Below are 18,992 nucleotides of genomic sequence, written 5' to 3' on the forward strand. Positions count from 1 at the left end.
TGCAACAGTCGCTTGTCCGTCTGTCTACCTGTCAGATCCGTCTGTTTTCATCGTCTAGAGTTCCGGTAGCCCTGCCGAACCCGGCGGGGCTCCCCACAGCACGGACGATCGCCAAAATGTTGATAACTCGAGCATTGACAGCCGTTGCTTTAACCCTCGCAGTTTCCATTGTTTGGCCGCAGGTCAGCCAGGCTCAATCGAAAGTCACGCCGCAAGAAGCCAACGCCTTTGTGACTGTGCCGCAGTACCCATCCGAAGATTTCAAAGAGGTGGTGCAGTCGAACGTCGACACGTTGTATTCCATTGCCTGGCTCGATTTGACCCAGGAGCCGCTGGTGATTACCGCGCCGGACACCGCCGGGCGTTTATACGTGTTGCCGATGCTCGACATGTGGAGCGATGTTCTCGTCTCGCCGGGTGGGTATGCGACGGGCACACAGGCCGGTGAGTTTCTGGTGACGCCACCGGGATGGACAGGAACGGTGCCGGCCGGGCTGAATCATTTGCCGGTGTCCACGCCCTTTGTCTGGGTCGTCGGTCGCACCGACGTCGGCGGGATGGTTGACTATGCGACGGTGAACAGGATTCAGGCGGGCTACACCGTGACGCCGTTGTCGCAGATTGGTAAAAAAGCCGAGCCGGTCGCTATCCATGCTCCAGTGGTCACGGCGGGTCGATGAGCGCCGATACCCTCGGCGTTCAGGGCTGTTACGTTAAGTGCACTCAATAGAAAGCCGCCGACGATTTCACCTCATTGGCTGCTTCTACGTGTCCAGCTGCCAGTCCCGCCTCCCGCACCGCCGGTTCCCCCACCAGCAGCTCCCGTGCCGCCGCCTGCACCCGAGCCGCTGGCACCGGCATTTCCACCATTGCCCTCTCTGGACGATCCGTCTCCGCCTGTGCCCCGCTCAGGGGTATATCGCCCAGAGGGTTGGTCCGGATAGTTGTTGGGGGTCATGATTGAGCCGCCGCGATACCAGGAACCGGTCTCGGTCGCGTCGGTGTGATCGCCGGAGGCTGCGTAAGTGGTGCCTGTTGCTGCCAGCAAACTGGTCAACAACAGGGTGGTGATGTTGATGTTCATCAGTGCACGTCTCCCAAGATGAGTTGTTACCTCTGATGGTGTGACTGCCCGGGCGATGGGTGTTGGCGGGATGACGAATGGTCGATGGTGCGTTGCCTCTCGGGTTCGGAGCAGGCTCACTTGTCTGTTTAGACTTGAAGGGGGGGGCGGGGAGGGTGACGCGCGCCATCACATCCTAGCGGCTGCCGATTGGCAATAGTCGTGGCGCGATGTTGGACCCTGGCTGCTATGGTCAATGGACGCAGGCAATCGATTGACAGGATCCCATGCATGGAATTGACCGCCACGACCGCCGCCGCACCAGCGCGCCATACACCGATCACACGGAACCTGGTCTGGTCTGTCGGGCTGGTATTTGTATTGGGGGTGCTGATTGCTCTGGTTGCGTTGTTCAACATTGCCGGCCGGCTCGATGCCCAGGACTTGGCCAAGACCACGTTCTACACCCAGCGCGCGCTGGAAAACCGCATCTCAGCCTCGAAAAACTACGTTGCCAGTTATGCAAACTGGACCACGGCCTACGATCATTTGAATGGCGAAGTTGACGCGCAGTGGGCTTACGTTGAGCAGAACATGGGCAAAACCCTGTTCACCCTGGATCATTACGACGGCGTTTTTGTGGTCGACCCTCAGCGAACCAAATACGCCGTGGTGCGCGGCCTTCAGGTCCAGGACGACGCGGCAGCCTGGCTGTCGATAGCGATGGCAGCACTGATCGAGGAGGTGCAGGGCCAGGAAAGCCTGCTTGCCCCCATCAGCCGGTTCACGCTCTTCGAGGGGCAGCCCGCGCTATTGACGGCGGCGGCGATCGTGCCCAATGACGAAAGGCCGGCGGTCGATCCCCAAAGCACGTCGGTGCTGGTGTTCGTCGATCAATTGAGTTCGCAGAAGCTCAGCGCCTTGAGTGCCGACTATGGTTTGCATGACTTGAGTCTCGCACCTGACAACACCCTTGCTCCCGGTCAGCCTGCGGTCGGACTCACGGGCACCGGTTATAGTTTGGTCTCGCAGCTCGAGCAGCCAGGCCATCAGCTGCTTTGGTCACTGCTGCCGCCACTGGGCGGCGCGCTGTTGATTCTCGCGTTGTTGACGGCTTACTTCTTTCGTTACGTGTTGCGCACGTCCGGGCACGTGGATGCCAGTTACATCAAACTCGATTTGTCGAACCAGGCGCTGGAGGCCAGTGAAGAACGTTTTCGTGCAGTGGCCGAGGCCGCGTCTGACTGGATATGGGAAATCGATGACCAGCATCGCATCACGTATCTGTCGGGGCGTTTTGGCGCCGTCACCGGGTTTTCCGATCAGCAATGGCTGGGGCAGGGCATCGAGCAGTTGTTGTATTGCGACACTACGCCCTTGTCGCTGTGGCTGAACAAGCTCGACGAAGAGCACAGCGTCAGCCACCTGCGTTGCTCCTATCGCGAACAGTCGGGGCAGCAACGGATCAGTCGGGTATCGGCGCGACCGATCCTCAGCAAAGGCGCGGTGGTGGGTTACCGCGGCACGGCCAGTGACATCACCGATGAAGTCGCCGCCCATGCGCAGATCCAGCATCTGTCGTTGCACGACGCGCTGACTGGCCTGCCCAATCGCAACAAGCTGGCGCGCTACCTCGAAGACGCTTTGGTGCTGAAGGAGCATTCGGCGCCGCTGACGTTGTTGATGATCGACCTGGACAACTTCAAGCCGATCAATGATTCCCTCGGCCACCCGGCGGGCGATGCGGTGTTGCTGGAGGTGGCTACCCGTTTGCGTGAGTGCACGCGGGACATTGACCTGGTCGCCCGACTGGGCGGCGACGAGTTTGTGCTGGTACTCAATGGCATGGACATCCACACGGAAATCGACCGCATATGCGAACGCATCCTCCAAAGCCTGCACCAGCCGATCCACTATGACCATCACGCGCTGCACATCGGTGCGAGCATCGGTATCGCCTTGAGCCGGCGTCAGGGGCACATGCCGGAGGAGTTGATTCGATGTGCCGACATCGCGCTGTATCAGGCCAAATCCGACGGCAAGAAAACCTGGTGCTACTTTGCGCCGCACATGAACGACCAGATCCAGCATCGCCGCAAACTCGAAAACGACCTGCGTCAGGCGATCAAGAACAATGAGTTCGTGATGCACTATCAGCCTCGTTATCACGTCGATGGCAAGCAGATCGTCTCGGTCGAAGCGTTGCTGCGCTGGCAGCATCCTGTGCAGGGGTTGCTGGGGCCCGACTCGTTTATTCCATTGGCCGAACAGACCGATCTGATCGTGCCCTTGGGGCGCTGGGTTTTACGTGAGGCGTGCGAGACGGCACTGACCTGGCCGGGTGAGCTGATGGTATCGGTCAACCTGTCGCCCGTGCAGTTTATTCGCAGTGACGTGGTGGAGGATGTCAGGGAGGCGTTGATCCAGAGTCGTTTGCCGGCCAGTCGACTGGAGCTGGAGATCACCGAAAACGTGATGCTCAACGATGTCGACGGCGCGCTCGCGACCATGAACTCGCTGAAGGAGCTGGGTGTGCGACTGAACATGGACGACTTCGGCACCGGTTATTCGTCGCTGGGTTATCTGCGCACGTATCCGTTCGACGGGATCAAGATCGACAAGCGCTTCATCTCGTCCATGAGCGGCACCGGTAACGACCGTGCGGTGGTGCAGGCGATCATCAACCTGGGCAAGGCCATGGGGCTGACGGTGACCGCAGAGGGCGTCGAGACCCTGGAACAACTGGACTTCCTTATCTCGGACGAGTGCCATGAGGTGCAGGGTTTCTACCTCAGCCGGCCGATGGAAAACCAGGCGCTGCTGCCATTGCTCAAGGCGTCGCGTGATGAGCATCCTTTGTGAGGGGGACCTTTAGTCGCCTGCTTCAGTTGTCGTCGCAACTGCCACGGCGCACTCCGGTCACAACTGGATATCGTCCATCCGTTGCGAGCCCCGGCCTATGAAAAACCTGAAAATCGCCACTTTCAACGTCAACGGCATGCGTGCCCGGCTGCCGAATTTGCTGGCCTGGCTTGAGCGAGAAAAACCGGACATTGCCTGTTTGCAGGAGCTCAAGTCGGTCGACAGCGCATTCCCGGCCGCCGAGCTTGAGGCCATTGGCTACGGCGCTATCTGGCAAGGCCAGTCGTCGTGGAACGGGGTGGCGATTCTGGCCCGTGATGCGCAGCCTTTGGAGAGTCGGCGCGGTCTGCCGGGAGATGACACCGACACGCACAGTCGCTACCTGGAAGCTGCGGTGCACGGAATTCTGGTGGGCTGCCTGTATTTGCCCAACGGCAATCCGCAACCCGGGCCGAAGTTCGACTACAAACTGGCGTGGTTCGAACGGCTGATCGCCTATGCCAAGGACCTGCAAAGCAGCGAGCATCCGGTGGTGCTGGCCGGCGACTACAACGTGGTGCCCACCGACCTGGACATCTATAACCCGCGCTCGTGGCTCAAGGACGCGTTGCTGCAACCGGAAAGTCGCGAGTGTTACCAGCGTTTGCTGGATCAGGGCTGGACCGATTCCCTGCGTCATCTGTACCCGGAGGATCGGCTCTACACCTTCTGGGATTATTTCCGCCAGCACTGGCAGAAGAACTCGGGGTTGCGCATCGATCACTTGCTACTTAACCCGGCGCTGAGCCCCTATCTGCACGAGGCCGGGGTCGATGCCTGGGTGCGCAACGAACCGCACGCCAGCGACCATGCGCCGACGTGGATTCGCTTGAGTTCGCGCAAACAGCGTTGATGTTCAGAGGGTGGGCGATTGGCTAAATCAATTGTCAGTCGAACCGCTTTTTCCCTTATACATGGCGCCCATCGGCGGAGAGATCCGCGGCCCCTGCATAAGGACCGAGCAATGAGCGAACCACGCCTGACGAACCGTGCGGCATACCTGCAGCGCCTGGGTTTCGACGCGCCCCCGGCGCCGACCCTGGACACCTTGCGCCAACTCCAGTTGCGCCACACCGGGGCCTTCCCGTTTGAAAACCTCACCACGCTGTCCGGCGAGCCGGTACGCATCGACCTGCCATCCATCGAGCGGAAAATCCTGCATGAGGGGCGCGGCGGTTACTGCTACGAGCTCAACTACGCGTTTCTAGCCTTGCTTCAGGAATTGGGTTTTGACGCATGCGGCATTACCGGCCGAGTCGTCATGGGTCAGCCCGAAGGTGCCTGGACTGCCCGCACGCACCGCTTGAGCCTGGTCACGCTGGACGGCGTGCGCTACATCACCGACGTCGGCTTCGGCGGCATGGTGCCGACCGCACCGCTCCTGCTCGACAACGATGCGGCACAACTCACGCCCCACGATCCGTATCGCATCGAGCGCCATGCAGACGGCTACACCCTTCGCGCCAACGTCGGCGGCGAGTGGCGGCCGATGTACATTTTCGATCTGCAACGCCAGGAAGACATCGACTACGTCCTCGGTAACTGGTACGTCTCGACCCATCCGGAATCGTCGTTTACCAAGCAACTGTTGGTCGCGCGCACCGGGGATGGCTGGAGGCGCACGTTGAACAACGGCAGTTTTGCGATTCATCGGGTGGGCGCCGAGAGCGAACGGCGGCAGGTTGCAGATGTGAAGGAGTTGATCGGGTTACTGGAGGGAGAGTTCGGGATTCGTGTGCCGGAGCATGCGGGGCTGCGGCAGGTGCTTGGGCGGTTGATTCAGGTGACATAGCCATCGTCCCGAGAGGGCAGATTCAAAACATCTGCCCTTTTTCTTTGCGTGGGGCAGGCTCCGTTCCCCCCTTGGGTCTTGAAACGGCACACCCTCAAGGCTCAATCACACGATGGATCTCGCTCAAGACCTCTGAGAGTTTTTTCTCCAGGCTCTTCAGTTCAGATGCAGTAACGCCTTCCCTGAAATGCCCGCCATTCGCCACCGTGGCGTACTGATCGTGCGCGGTGGTTTTTTCCTTGGTGTTGAGCAGCGCCTGGCGCAGCGTGTTGTTGATCACTGTTTGGTAGCCATACCCCTCGCTCTCCGCCATGGCGCGTGCTGCTTCGATGACGACATCATCGAGCATGATGGTAATTCGGGTTTTGCCTTTGCTGGAGGCAACTGCTCCACGCTTGGCGTTGCTGAAGTCGTATTCGTCTTTCATCGTTCAATTCTCCAAATAACGACGGCGCTCGTTTTTGCTGGCGAGGCGCGCGGAAATGATTCGTACGAAATTCGGATCGCGATAGGTGTACGCAACGACCAGCAAGCGAGCTTTGGCATCCATGCCCATGACGATCCACCGCTGTTCATCGTGATGGTAGTCCCGAATCGTCAGTGCTCGTTCGTCGTAAAACACCGGTTCTGTTTCGGCGAGGCTGATGCCGCGATGCTTTAATTTGTTGGCTGCGTTTTTTGCCTTGTGATACTGAATTTCGAATGACTTCATTATGCATACTTTATATGTATAAGCGAGGGGGCGTCCGTGCCGGCGGTCGCTTGGAATGCAAAAGACTAGCGGGCAGGGGAGCAGGCAGATGAAGGATGTATTTCAAGATTTTTGGAGGGGAAAGGCGCGCAGCTAAAGGGCGATATGGACATGTGTCCATTATCTGACTGGTGAGTTGTATACAACTCTATAGACATTTGTCCTGACTCTTGCATACAGTGTGCGCATAACAAAAAACCAGGGAACCCCCCAACCATGAAAACGCCCCATGTTTCACACCAACGGCCTGAGGACGAAAACCTCGGGGTCGGCGCGAATATGGCTTACGGCCTGCAACATGTTCTGACCATGTACGGCGGCATCGTCGCGGTGCCTTTGATCATCGGCCAGGCGGCCGGGCTTTCGCCGGCGGACATCGGTTTGTTGATTGCTGCTTCATTGTTTGCGGGGGGCTTGGCGACATTGCTGCAGACCCTCGGTTTACCGTTTTTCGGGTGTCAGTTGCCGCTGGTACAGGGCGTGTCCTTCTCCGGTGTCGCGACGATGGTGGCGATTGTCAGCAGCGGCGGGGAGGGCGGCTTTCAGTCAATTCTCGGGGCGGTAATTGCCGCGTCGTTGATCGGATTACTGATCACGCCGGTGTTCTCGCGAATCACCAAGTTCTTCCCGCCGCTGGTGACGGGCATCGTGATTACCACCATCGGCTTGACGCTCATGCCGGTGGCTGCACGCTGGGCCATGGGCGGCAATAGCCATGCCCCGGATTTCGGCAGCATGGCCAACATCGGTCTGGCGGCGGTGACGCTGGTGTTGGTGCTGCTGCTGAGCAAGATTGGCAGCGCGACCATCTCCCGTTTGTCGATCCTGCTGGCGATGGTCATCGGCACGATCCTCGCGGTGTTCCTTGGCATGGCGGACTTCTCGTCGGTCACGCAAGGCCCGATGTTCGGCTTCCCGACCCCGTTCCACTTCGGCATGCCAACCTTCCATTTTGCCGCGATCCTGTCGATGTGCATCGTGGTCATGGTGACCCTGGTGGAAACCTCGGCGGACATCCTTGCTGTCGGTGAAATCATCGACACCAAGGTCGACTCCAAACGCCTGGGCAACGGCCTGCGCGCCGACATGCTGTCGAGCATGATCGCGCCGATCTTCGGTTCCTTCACCCAAAGCGCCTTCGCCCAGAACGTCGGGCTGGTGGCCGTGACCGGCATCAAGAGTCGTTTCGTGGTCGCCACCGGCGGCTTGTTCCTGGTGATACTCGGTCTGCTGCCGTTCATGGGCCGGGTCATCGCCGCAGTACCGACCTCGGTACTGGGTGGCGCTGGCATCGTGCTGTTCGGCACCGTGGCGGCCAGTGGCATTCGCACGTTGTCCAAGGTTGATTACCGCAACAACGTCAACCTGATCATCGTCGCCACCTCCATCGGCTTCGGCATGATCCCGATCGCCGCGCCGAATTTCTACGACCACTTCCCAAGTTGGTTCGCGACCATCTTCCACTCGGGCATCAGCTCCTCGGCGATCATGGCCATCGTGCTCAACCTGGCCTTCAACCACCTCACTGCCGGTAACTCGGATCAGCAATCGGTGTTCGCGGCCGGTACCGAGCGGGTTCTTCGATATCAGGATCTGGCAGCGTTGCGTGAAGGGGATTACTTCAGCGACGGTAAACTGCGTGACTGCGACGGGAACGAGATTCCGGTGGTGGAAGCGGCCCATGAATCGAGCGAGCATCGAGCGGCTCATGCTAAAAGCAGTGAGCATGTCTGACGGCGGCACCTGCTAACCAGGCCGATCTGTTGAATAGACAGATCGGCCTTTTGCTTTTCCAGCGGCCACAAAAAAGCCCCTGAACCTTTCGATTCAGGGGCTTTTCGATATTGCTGTCTGGCACGACCTGGACTCGAACAGAAAAATAAGCATTTGTTCTACAATGAAATTATTCTGCTTTTTAGTATATATATCCCTACGATTACCCTAATCCAGCCCGTATTTTATTGGAGTTCTTTCGATATCCCTGGATCAGGAAAAAACATTCGAGTTTCCGCTCTTTTTGAGACAACGCGAGCATCTGAGTCATCTCGCTGCCAACCGCCACCCAAGGCTTTGAACGTGGCCACTGCAGCGCGAGCCGATTCAGTTTGTGCCTGGGCTCTGCCATCAGATGCCGCTAGGAGATGTTCATCGGCATCCAGCACTTCGATCAAGCTGACCACGCCTTTTTCATAGGCGGCAAACGATGTCGCTCTGGCTTTCGCATACGCCGACTCGCCCTGGGCGAGCTGGGTCGATTGTTGCTCGCGTTTGATCCGTGCCGAAACAGCGCTTTCCACATCTTCGCAGGCCCGCAGAACGGACTGGCGGTAAGCGGCCAAGGCTTCGGCTTCCTGGCCCTTTGCCAAATCAATCTGGGCGTTGATGCGGCCAAAATCGAACAGCCGCCAGCGTAAACCCAGTGCCGCCGAAGCCTGACTGGCGCCGTTGCTGAACAGGTTTGCGCTGGATACCGATGTAGCACTGCCGAGCAGCGCAGCCACAGACAGTTTGGGGTAGTACTCGGACATGGCTTCGCCGATGCGCGCGCTGGATGCTGCAAGACGGCGCTCCGCGACGATCAAGTCTGGACGCCGACGCAGCAGGTCGGCTGGAGCGCCCATGTCCGAGAGGCCTGGCACCTCAGGGATGGGCGCCAGCTTAGTCAACTGCGCACTGTAAGTGCCGGGCGCCTTGCCCAACATGACATCCAGCGCATTCATTGCCGTGTCAATGCCTGCTTGCAGTACCGGCACGGTGGCCTGCGCTTGGTTCAGCGCGCCCTGGGTCTGGTTCAACTGCAGTTCAGCCGCCAGGCCTTTTGCGTAGAGATGTTCGATGGTGGTGAGCAGTTGTTGTCGTGTGTCTACTTGCTGCCGGGCAATTTCCAGACGTGCTTGCAGGCCACGGATGCTGATGTAAAGGTCGGCTGTTTGCGCGACCACTGCCAGGCGTGTGGCAATCGCTCCGGCTTGCGAGGCCTGATAATCGGCGAAAGCCGCTTCTTTACCTCGGCGCAGCCCGCCAAACACGTCCAGCTCCCAGCCGGCATTCAAGTTCGCCTCATAGGCGCTGCCGTAGCGATTATAGGAAGGGGCTGAATTCAGCACTTGGCCCAACGGCGTCTCCAAAGACTGACGGGCTCGGGCCGCCTGACCATTGACGGTAGCCGACGGCAGGAGGGCTGCGTTAGCTGCGCCCAAACCGGCGCGAGCCTGCTCGATCCTTGCGTTTGCCTGGGCTAAATCGAGGTTCTGTTCAAGTGCTCGATTTATCAGTTGACTGAGTATCGGGTCATTAAATGCATTCCACCAAGCGGCGAGATCGGCATTTGCAGCGTCCACTTGCCGTGCCTTGGACGTTTGCGCCGAGAAATGCTCGGGCAATTCCACGCGGGGTTCTGAGTAGTCGGGGCCCACTGAGCAACCTGCAACCATACCCAAACACAGTAAGACGGCGAAACGAGGAGGAGGGTGCATGCGATGCCTGCGAAAGGGTCGATTTGTGACGATATTACAATTTGGTCACAAGTTGTCAACCACCTTTGGGATGAGTAAGCTGCTCGCATGAATCAGCCATCAGTTTCTTCGCCCAGCGCCCGTGGCCCAGCCGATCACGACATTCGAGACCAGATTGTTGCGGCGGCCAACGAACATTTCAGTCAATACGGTTATGGCAAAACAACGGTTTCTGACCTAGCCAAGGCCATCGGCTTTTCCAAGGCTTACATCTACAAATTCTTTGAATCCAAGCAGGCGATTGGTGAAGCAATCTGTACAAATTGCCTGACTGAAATCGTTGCGGCAGTGGAGCAAGCCATCAATGTAGACGGCATCTCCCCGACTGAACGTTTTCGGCGCCTGGTCAAAACCTTAATCGCTACAGGTGTGAGCCTGTTCTTTAACGACCGTAAACTCTACGACATCGCAGCGTTCTCCGCGTCGGAGCGATGGCCCAGCTCACAAGTCTATGACGCTCAGATTAAGAGCTTCGTGTTGCAAATCGTGCGTGAGGGGCGAGAGCTCGGCGAGTTTGAACGCAAGACTCCGCTGGACGAGACGGTAGAGTCGATTCATCTCGCTCTGCGGCCTTTCATGAATCCTCTGCTATTGCAGTACAACCTCGATTTTGTTGAAGAAGCCCCTTCTCTCATCTCCAATCTTGTTCTGCGCAGCCTGATGCCTTAAACCTCTGCTGACGGATGCGCTGCGCATCCGTATCAGCGTGTGCGCCTGAAAAAACTAGATATCGAGCCTCTTTGCTCTGCTCTGATCAAGTGGGCGATGTTCATTCGTCTCGGTAGTGACTATTGACAGAAATGGTCACTTGAATAAGCATGATGCATCCGCTAGCGAGAGGTCTTTATGATCCAGCGCCACCGCATGTCAGCCATTTTCATTGTCTTGTTGCCGTTTGCCCTAGCGGCCTGCAACGAGGCCACGCCTGCCGATCCTCGCCTTCAAACGCCCTTGGTGCGCATCGGCGTGGTTCAACCCTCCGCGCCTGCGGCACGGGTATTCACCGGTATCGTCGCGGCCCGAGTTCAGAGCGACCTCGGTTTTCGGGTGCCAGGGAAGGTCTTGGAGCGTTTGGTGGATGCTGGACAGAGTGTCAAGCGCGGGCAGCCCCTTATGCGAATCGATGCCAACGACCTGACGCTGACCGCGCGGGCACAGAAGGAAGCGGTACTGGCCGCCATGGCCCGAGCTCGGCAGGCCTCCGATGACGAGCTTCGCTACCGTGATCTGGTGTCCGTCGGAGCGGTATCTGCTTCAGCTTATGCAGGGTTCAAAGCAGCTGCCGACTCGGCGAAAGCCCAACTCAACGCTGCCCAGGCCCAGGCTGATGTGGCGAAAAACGCGACCGGTTATTCGACGTTGCTGGCGGATGCTGACGGGGTGGTAGTGGATACCTTGGCGGAGCCGGGGCAGGTAGTTGGCGCAGGGCAGGTGGTGGTACGCGTTGCCCATTCAGGGCAGCGCGAGGCGGTGATCCAGTTGCCCGAGACGTTACGTCCTGCGCTGGGCTCGGCGGCGAGGGTTGAGCTGTACGGCCAGCACCAGACTGCAGGTAATGCGCGTTTACGCCAGTTGTCCGACTCTGCCGACCGACAGACCCGAACGTTTGAAGCGCGTTATGTGCTGGAGGGGGCGCTCTCCAACGCCACCCTGGGTTCGACGATCTCAGTGGTTATCGCTGACACGGATGTTGCTGATGCCAAGGAATTACAGGTGCCCATGGGGGCCCTCTACGACGCCGGTAAAGGCCCGGGGGTCTGGGTGGTGGGCGGGGAACCTGAGCAGGTGGCATGGCGCCCGATCAAGGTTCGTGGCCTGAATAATGAGGCCAGCGTGCGCGTGACGGGTGATCTGCAGGTGGGTGATCGTGTTGTCGCATTGGGTGCTCACTTGCTGAGCGAGGGAGAGAAGGTCAGGACTGAACTCGCCGATGCTCCGCAAAATTCAGTGGTTGAGGTAAGTCGATGAGCGGCTTCAATCTTTCGGCGCTGGCCGTACGCGAGCGCTCAATCACGCTGTTTTTGATCCTGCTGATTTCTGTGGGTGGGTTGTACGCCTTCTTCAAACTGGGGCGTGCGGAAGATCCCGCATTCACCATTAAACAAATGACGGTGGTCACTGCCTGGCCTGGGGCAACGGCCCAGGAGATGCAAGACCAGGTGGTAGAAAAGCTGGAAAAACGCATGCAGGAGCTGCGTTGGTACGATCGGACCGAGACCTTTACCCGGCCCGGTTTGGCATTCACTACGGTGTACCTGCTCGACAGCACGCCGCCCTCAGCGGTCCAGGAGGAGTTTTACCAGGCGCGCAAGAAAATTCTGGATGAGCAGAAGGGGTTGCCGTCTGGGGTGATCGGCCCGATGGTCAACGATGAGTATTCCGATGTCACCTTCGCGCTCTATGCGCTCAAGGCCAAGGGCGAGCCGCAACGTCTATTGGTGCGCGAAGCCGAGAGCTTGCGCCAGCGTTTGCTGCATGTAGCGGGGGTGAAGAAGGTCAACATCATCGGTGAACAGGCCGAGCGCGTTTTTGTCGAGCTGTCCTACGAGCGTCTGGCGACACTGGGCATTTCTGCACGAGACATCTTCAGTGCGCTGAACACGCAAAACATGATAACCCCGGCAGGTTCGGTAGAAGCGAAGGGCCCACAGGTTTTCATCCGCCTGGATGGCGCGTTTGATGACCTGCAGAAGATTCGCGATACCCCGCTGACAGTGCAGGGCAGAACCCTCAAGTTGTCCGATGTGGCTGAGGTCAAGCGCGGTTATGAGGACCCCGCGACATTCCTTGTACGCAACAACGGCGAGCCGGCACTGTTGCTCGGCGTGGTCATGCGCGATGGCTGGAACGGCCTGGATTTGGGGAAGTCGCTGGATGCTGAGGCAACAGCGATCAATGAGCAGATGCCTTTGGGCATGAGCCTGACCAAGGTCACGGATCAGGCGGTGAATATTGGCGCATCCGTCAACGAGTTCATGGTGAAGTTTTTTGCTGCCTTGGGCGTGGTGCTGCTGGTGTGTTTTCTCAGCATGGGCTGGCGTGTCGGCGTTGTGGTTGCCGCAGCGGTGCCGCTGACTCTGGCGGCCGTGTTCATTGTCATGGCGGCCACGGGCAAAGACTTCGATCGAATTACCCTGGGCTCGTTGATTCTGGCGCTGGGGCTGCTGGTGGACGATGCAATCATTGCCATTGAAATGATGGTGGTGAAGATGGAAGAGGGCTACGACCGAATCAAGGCCTCCGCTTATGCCTGGAGCCACACGGCCGCGCCGATGTTGTCGGGGACGTTGGTGACGGCGATCGGCTTTATGCCCAACGGTTTTGCCAAGTCGACCGCTGGTGAGTACACCGCGAACATGTTCTGGATCGTTGGCATTGCGCTGATCACTTCCTGGGTGGTGGCCGTGGTGTTTACCCCTTACCTGGGCGTCAAACTGCTGCCGCAGATCAAGGTGCCTGAAGGCGGGCATACGGCGATTTACGGTACACCGAACTACCAGCGTTTCAGGCGCCTGCTGGGCAGTGTGATCCGCCGCAAAGGCCTGGTGGCGACATCCGTCGTGGGCTTGTTTGTAGTTGCGATTCTGGGCATGGGCGTGGTCAAGAAGCAGTTCTTTCCAACATCCGACCGACCTGAGGTGCTGGTTGAGGTGCAGATGCCTTACGGCACCTCTATCGAACAGACTGATGTGGCGGCGGCCAAGGTCGAGGCGTGGTTGGCTCAGCAGCCGGAAGCCAAGATCGTCACCGCTTACATTGGCCAGGGCGCGCCACGCTTCTATTTGGCGATGGCCCCTGAGCTACCCGATCCATCGTTCGCAAAAATCGTCGTCCTGACGGCGAATCAGCAAGAGCGTGAGGCGCTCAAGATTCGGCTCAGGCAAGCCACGGCCGATGGTTTGGCGCCTGAAGCCCGCGTGCGGGTGACGCAGTTGGTATTTGGTCCTTACTCACCGTATCCGGTGGCCTTTCGGGTGATGGGCGCCGACCCCGCAGTGTTGCGGGATATCGCCGCGCAGGTGCGTGAGGTCATGACCGCCAGCCCCATGATGAGAACCGTCAACACCGACTTGGGCGAGCGCGTGCCGGCACTTCATCTCACGCTGGATCAGGATCGCCTGCAAGCATTCGGCTTGACCTCGACCGATGTCGCGCAACAGCTGCAATTTCTGCTCACGGGGGTGCCTGTCACCGAGGTGCGTGAGGACATTCGTTCGGTTCAGGTGGTCGCTCGCTCCGCTGGTGAGACGCGTCTGGATCCATCGAAAATTGCCGCCTTCACGCTGAACGGCGTCCAAGGCCAGCGCGTTTCGCTGTCCCAGGTAGGGGCGGTGGATGTGCGCATGGAAGAGCCCATCCTGCGACGTCGTGATCGTACGCCGACAATAACCGTGCGCGGTGACGTGGCTGAAGGTCTTCAGCCCCCCGATGTCTCCAACGCCTTGATAACGCAGTTGGAACCTATCATCGAAAAGCTGCCGGCGGGCTACCGCATCGAGTTTGCCGGCGCGATCGAGGAGTCGGGTAAAGCAAACAAGGCATTGCTGCCGTTGTTCCCGATCATGATCGCGCTGATGTTGCTGACCATCATCATTCAGGTGCGCTCAATGTCGGCAATGATGATGGTGTTCGCCACCGCCCCTTTGGGCCTGATTGGTGTGGTGCCAATTCTGCTGCTGTTCCAGCAGCCGTTCGGGATCAACGCCTTGGTGGGATTGATTGCCTTGTCAGGGATTCTGATGCGCAACACGCTGATCCTCATTGGCCAGATTCACTCTAATAAGCAAGCCGGACTGTCGCCTTATGACGCAGTGGTCGAAGCCACTGTGCAGCGTGCACGGCCAGTGATTCTCACGGCGTTGGCGGCGATGCTGGCGTTCATTCCGCTGACCCATTCGGTGTTCTGGGGAACGCTGGCCTACACCCTGATTGGCGGTACGTTTGCTGGCACCGTGCTGACCCTGGTGTTCCTGCCAGCGATGTACGCCCTCTGGTTCAAGATCAAGCCTGAGCCCGCGCATGAGCTTGCAGCGAACACTCATGTTGCTTGATACCTGCGTGTCTGGATCGTCTCAAAAAGGAAAATCGATATGAGCTCGTTGGCCCAGATTACTTAGCAGTTTGATCCCGCTGCGCCCTTTGTGGCTCCGGCCAACTGGCTCCAGGGAAGAACTGTGTTTGACGGGCTATCTCGAGCCTGTCATTGCAGGCGGTGTTGTTTGAGGCATGGCTGGATTGTGGGCTCGCCAGACCGTAGCGATTTTTACCTGGCGTGCAGTGAACTCAGCGCAATAGTTGTTTCTGCTGTCCCACCTTCAGAGATTACCGCGTTCCTTGTGGCTCATCTGCCGCTCGATGGCTGTGTCCGTCCACAAACCTGACTCGATCAGTGCGCTGCAGGCCATCGAACGAAACCCATGCCCACAGATCTCGGATTTGGTGTCGTACCCCATCTTCCGAAGCGCGCTGTTCACCGTGTTTTCGGAGATTGGTTTCCAAGACTTGGTATCGCTTGCCATCTTCGTACCCCTTGTGGAAAAGGGTACACCTTCCAACGCTGGTCGCGTGTCGGGTATTTCCCAGGCGCCGCGCTTGAGGTCGAACTCGCTCCAGCGGGCGAAGCGCAGCTCGCTGGAGCGTACAAACACGTGCAGCGACAGCAAGACCGTCAGCCGGGTAAGTGCCCGGCCTTTATAGGTGGCGATCCGTTCCTGCAATTCAGGCAGGCGCGATAAGGATAAAGCGGGACGGTGGACGACCCGCGAGGCTTTGATCGAGCCTACGAGGTCGTAAGCAGGGTTTACGGTGATAAGCCGGAGGCGCTTTGCCTCGCGCATGATGCTCCGCAGGTAGTTTTGCCCTTAAAGCAATGTCCACCGTTCCGCGCTTCTTAATCGCTTCCAGGGGCTGCATAAGATCGTGGGTATCAAGGTCGACAATGGCGCGGGCGCCGATCAGTGTGAAGAGGTGAGTTTTGAGGCGACTCATCATTGTCTTGGAATAGTCCGGTGCCTACTTGGCTGACATTTCCGTGTGCCAGCCGAGGGCAGCGCTTTCAAAGGTGCGCCTTTGACCAGAGCGTTCGTCTTGGCTTGGTTCTTGGCTCCTATAGGGTCAATGCCATCCGCCAGCATTCGCTTGGCCTCCAAGCGCTTGCGGCGCGCAGCCGCGAGGCCAACGATGGAGTAGTTGCCGAATGAGGTCAGTCCTTCCCGGCCATCAGGTTTGACGTATCTGAGACGCCAACCTTTGCGGCCATTGGGTTGGACTAGAGGTAAAGGCCGTCGCCGTCGAAAAGCTTATAGGCGCGGTCTGTGGGCTTGGCCGAACGGCAAGCGGCGTCGGAGAGTGGAGCAGTAGTGCGCGACATAAGGGAACTCCCTTTTATCGAACTGACCTTTATCCCAAACTCTACCTTTAAAATGGCTGGTACCCCTCCGGAGTCCAACAGAACGCCAAAACGAAAAAACCCGCCATAAGGCGGGTTTTTCGGGGGGGCAGAGATTTTGAAAGCCTTCTCTGGAACCTTGTCTGGCTCCACGACCTGGACTCGAACCAGGGACCCAGTGATTAACAGTCACTTGCTCTACCAACTGAGCTATCGCGGAATGGCGCGTATGTTACTGATTCAGAAAGAGAAGTCAAGCATCTGTTAGCAACTTGATGGATTCATGGAGACGGACGGTGGTTTATCGGCAGTGGGCGGTTACCAGAATCGCCTCAGAGGTCTACCATGGCCGCCCGGAAGTGGTTACACGCGCTGCCGGCCATTCGCCGAAAAGGTACGTGCCATGAATCACCCAATCCTCACCCCTCAAGACAACGGGGTGTTCGCATGAGCATCGCTCAGATCAGCCTGCCCAAAGGTGTCGGCCCGCATGCCGAGAAGCTGTTTGACGCGATCACCCAAGCCAGCACCGCTGACGATCTGAACCGCGCGGGCGGCAAGGCTGAGGGCTTCGTCCTCGGTCTGGAAAGCGCCAAAGCGATCAAGAGTCAGGTCGCCGAATCGCTCTACGTCGCCTATGACGATGCCGCCAGTCAGCGTGCGACCGAACTGGCTTAACCGCCGAAGGTGACCGTGGCGAGCATCAGCTTGGCGTACAGCATCGTGGCGGCCAGTTGCACCAGCCACAAGGCCAGGCCGCCGAGAAATACGCCAGCGGCCACTTGCAGCACCAGGTTGTTACCGCGTTTGGCCGGTGTGCGAGGGACAAAATGGTCCAGTTCGTCACGGTCGGCGCGTAGGTCATCGTTTTTCATGTGGGTTCTCGTAAGAATTCTCAGGTGTACACAAAACCTGCAGGAGCGAGCGGTGCGGCGATCCTGCAGGTGCATCGTTGTGTGGAGTTTAGAGGGCGCCGATAGCGCTTTGACACTTATCTGCGACGAATAAAAAACGGGAAGCCCCAAGGCTTCCCGTTTTCCGTACTGCGCGAGACTCAGATCACCGCAACGATGGCCTTGGTCACTGCATCAATGTTGCTCTGATTCAACGCCGCCACACAGATGCGGCCGGTGTCCAGGGCGTAGATGCCGAACTCGCTGCGCAGGCGGGTGACTTGCTCAACCGTCAGGCCGGAGTAGGAGAACATGCCGCGCTGACGACCGACGAAGCTGAAATCACGCTGTGGCGCGTTTTTCGCCAGCAGGTCGACCATCTGGGTGCGCATGCCACGAATCCGCAGGCGCATTTCCGCCAGTTCTTCTTCCCACTGGGCGCGCAGTTTCGGGCTGTTCAGGACCGCGGCGACGATGCTGGCACCGTGGGTCGGCGGGTTGGAGTAGTTGGTGCGGATCACGCGTTTGACTTGCGACAGCACGCGCGCGCTTTCTTCTTTCGATTCGCTGACGATCGACAGGGCGCCAACGCGCTCGCCGTACAGCGAGAAGGATTTGGAGAACGAGCTGGAGACGAAGAAGGTCAGGCCCGATTCAGCAAACAGGCGCACGGCAGCGGCGTCTTCGTCGATGCCATCGCCAAAACCCTGGTAGGCCATGTCGAGGAACGGCACGTGACCTTTGGCTTTCACCACGTCCAGGACGTTTTTCCAGTCCGCCGGGCTCAGGTCCACGCCGGTCGGGTTGTGGCAGCAGGCGTGCAGCACAACGATCGAGCCGGAAGGCAAGGCGTTCAGGTCTTCAAGCAGACCGGTACGATTAACGTCATGGGTCGCGGCGTCGTAGTAGCGGTAGTTCTGCACCGGGAAACCAGCGGTTTCGAACAGGGCGCGGTGGTTTTCCCAGCTCGGGTCGCTGATCGCCACAACGGCGTTCGGCAGCAGTTGCTTGAGGAAGTCGGCGCCGATTTTCAGGGCGCCCGTGCCGCCAACGGCCTGGGTGGTGATGACGCGGCCAGCGGCGATCAGTGGCGAGTCATTGCCGAACAGCAGTTTCTGCACTGCCTGGTCGTAGGCGGCGATACCGTCGATTGGTAAGTAACCACGGGAAGCGTGTTGAGCGACGCGAATCGTCTCGGCTTCGACAACGGCGCGCAGGAGTGGAATTTTCCCCTCCTCGTTGCAGTAAACACCGACTCCCAGGTTGACCTTGTTGGTACGGGTATCGGCGTTGAATGCTTCGTTGAGGCCCAGGATTGGATCGCGTGGTGCCATTTCGACAGCGGAGAACAGGCTCATTTTTGCGGCGGCTCTGAGTGGAGTGTGGAGGGACGTGTCGCGCTCCAGCCGAATGCACTAGAGCGGTGCACAAACGGGGAGCTAGTATAGAGGCCATCTGCGATTGATGGCGACAGACGAATCAGCTTTTCAGGTAAGTTTTTTCGATTATTTTTCGACCGTTAGTCGAATGCCGGCATCAAAGACTTCAAGGGATGTAGGACGTTTGCCTTGAAAGCGCAGGCAATCGGCTCCACATTGAGCACAATCCTGTTTTTTCCTCGGGCGGCGTGAGTCGTTTGCGGTCTTTCTCGTTGCTGCCGGTTTGACCGCGCTGGCGCGATATCAGAGG

The 18,992-nt window shown here is 58.7% G+C and carries 14 protein-coding genes, 1 tRNA gene and 1 pseudogene; 9 read left to right on the plus strand and 7 right to left on the minus strand.

Features of this window, described 5'->3' with window-relative positions; translation table 11 throughout:
- Positions 1-116 precede the first annotated feature (116 nt).
- From AB4N91_RS07035 to AB4N91_RS07050, 4 genes are all read left to right on the plus strand, one after another.
- Positions 117-680, plus strand: coding sequence for a DUF1254 domain-containing protein (locus AB4N91_RS07035; protein WP_154912794.1), 564 nt, complete (start codon positions 117-119; stop codon positions 678-680).
- Between the two features lie 674 nt (positions 681-1,354).
- Entirely contained in the window at positions 1,355-3,925 is a 2,571-nt protein-coding gene (locus tag AB4N91_RS07040) for a bifunctional diguanylate cyclase/phosphodiesterase (protein WP_154912793.1), read from the plus strand.
- Positions 3,926-4,022: 97 nt separating this feature from the next.
- The gene (locus AB4N91_RS07045) at positions 4,023-4,817 is read left to right on the plus strand and encodes an exodeoxyribonuclease III (protein WP_010456084.1); all 795 of its coding nucleotides are present in this window, start codon (positions 4,023-4,025) and stop codon (positions 4,815-4,817) included.
- A gap of 111 nt (positions 4,818-4,928) precedes the next feature.
- Positions 4,929-5,756, plus strand: a complete 828-nt coding sequence (locus AB4N91_RS07050; RefSeq protein WP_460112212.1) for an arylamine N-acetyltransferase family protein — start codon at positions 4,929-4,931, stop codon at positions 5,754-5,756.
- A gap of 94 nt (positions 5,757-5,850) precedes the next feature.
- On the opposite strand, the gene AB4N91_RS07055 is transcribed toward AB4N91_RS07050, so the two are convergent.
- Positions 5,851-6,183 carry a BrnA antitoxin family protein gene (locus AB4N91_RS07055; protein ID WP_010456079.1) on the minus strand — a complete coding sequence of 111 codons (333 nt, stop codon included), beginning with the start codon at positions 6,181-6,183 and terminating at the stop codon, positions 5,851-5,853.
- Between the two features lie 3 nt (positions 6,184-6,186).
- Positions 6,187-6,468: a BrnT family toxin gene (locus AB4N91_RS07060; RefSeq protein WP_154912791.1), complete on the minus strand. Its 282-nt coding sequence runs from the start codon at positions 6,466-6,468 to the stop codon at positions 6,187-6,189.
- 255 nt (positions 6,469-6,723) lie between these two features.
- Here AB4N91_RS07060 and AB4N91_RS07065 point away from each other — a divergent pair, with 255 nt between their 5' ends.
- A complete protein-coding gene (locus tag AB4N91_RS07065) occupies positions 6,724-8,241 on the plus strand; it encodes a nucleobase:cation symporter-2 family protein (protein ID WP_154912790.1) in 1,518 nt (505 codons plus the stop codon).
- A gap of 224 nt (positions 8,242-8,465) precedes the next feature.
- Here the strand turns inward: AB4N91_RS07065 and AB4N91_RS07070 are convergent, their stop codons facing one another.
- Positions 8,466-9,983 carry an efflux transporter outer membrane subunit gene (locus tag AB4N91_RS07070; RefSeq protein ID WP_077750248.1) on the minus strand — a complete coding sequence of 506 codons (1,518 nt, stop codon included), beginning with the start codon at positions 9,981-9,983 and terminating at the stop codon, positions 8,466-8,468.
- 87 nt (positions 9,984-10,070) lie between these two features.
- Between AB4N91_RS07070 and AB4N91_RS07075 the strand changes: the two genes are divergently transcribed.
- From AB4N91_RS07075 to AB4N91_RS07085, 3 genes are all read left to right on the plus strand, one after another.
- Positions 10,071-10,691: a TetR/AcrR family transcriptional regulator gene (locus AB4N91_RS07075; RefSeq protein WP_010456071.1), complete on the plus strand. Its 621-nt coding sequence runs from the start codon at positions 10,071-10,073 to the stop codon at positions 10,689-10,691.
- Between the two features lie 177 nt (positions 10,692-10,868).
- A complete protein-coding gene (locus tag AB4N91_RS07080) occupies positions 10,869-11,990 on the plus strand; it encodes an efflux RND transporter periplasmic adaptor subunit (RefSeq protein ID WP_077750247.1) in 1,122 nt (373 codons plus the stop codon).
- On the plus strand, positions 11,987-15,073 hold the full coding sequence (locus tag AB4N91_RS07085; RefSeq protein ID WP_154912789.1) for an efflux RND transporter permease subunit: 3,087 nt from the start codon (positions 11,987-11,989) through the stop codon (positions 15,071-15,073). The genes AB4N91_RS07080 and AB4N91_RS07085 overlap by 4 nt, the downstream gene beginning before the upstream one ends.
- Before the next feature lie 267 nt (positions 15,074-15,340).
- Here the strand turns inward: AB4N91_RS07085 and AB4N91_RS07090 are convergent.
- Together AB4N91_RS07090 and AB4N91_RS07095 are read right to left on the minus strand one after the other, a co-directional pair.
- Positions 15,341-16,392: pseudogene (locus AB4N91_RS07090) on the minus strand (tyrosine-type recombinase/integrase); the annotation flags it as partial.
- 162 nt (positions 16,393-16,554) lie between these two features.
- A tRNA-Asn gene (locus AB4N91_RS07095) sits at positions 16,555-16,630 on the minus strand.
- Positions 16,631-16,857: 227 nt separating this feature from the next.
- Here AB4N91_RS07095 and AB4N91_RS07100 point away from each other — a divergent pair.
- A complete protein-coding gene (locus tag AB4N91_RS07100) occupies positions 16,858-17,088 on the plus strand; it encodes a hypothetical protein (protein WP_010456061.1) in 231 nt (76 codons plus the stop codon).
- Here AB4N91_RS07100 and AB4N91_RS07105 read toward each other — a convergent pair.
- The gene (locus tag AB4N91_RS07105) at positions 17,085-17,285 is read right to left on the minus strand and encodes a hypothetical protein (RefSeq protein ID WP_010456060.1); all 201 of its coding nucleotides are present in this window, start codon (positions 17,283-17,285) and stop codon (positions 17,085-17,087) included. The two genes, AB4N91_RS07100 and AB4N91_RS07105, sit on opposite strands and share 4 nt — an antisense overlap.
- 179 nt (positions 17,286-17,464) lie before the next feature.
- The gene (locus tag AB4N91_RS07110; RefSeq protein ID WP_010456058.1) at positions 17,465-18,661 is read right to left on the minus strand and encodes an amino acid aminotransferase; all 1,197 of its coding nucleotides are present in this window, start codon (positions 18,659-18,661) and stop codon (positions 17,465-17,467) included.
- Positions 18,662-18,992 lie beyond the last annotated feature (331 nt).

This window comes from Pseudomonas sp. H3_D04 (genome assembly GCF_054669175.1).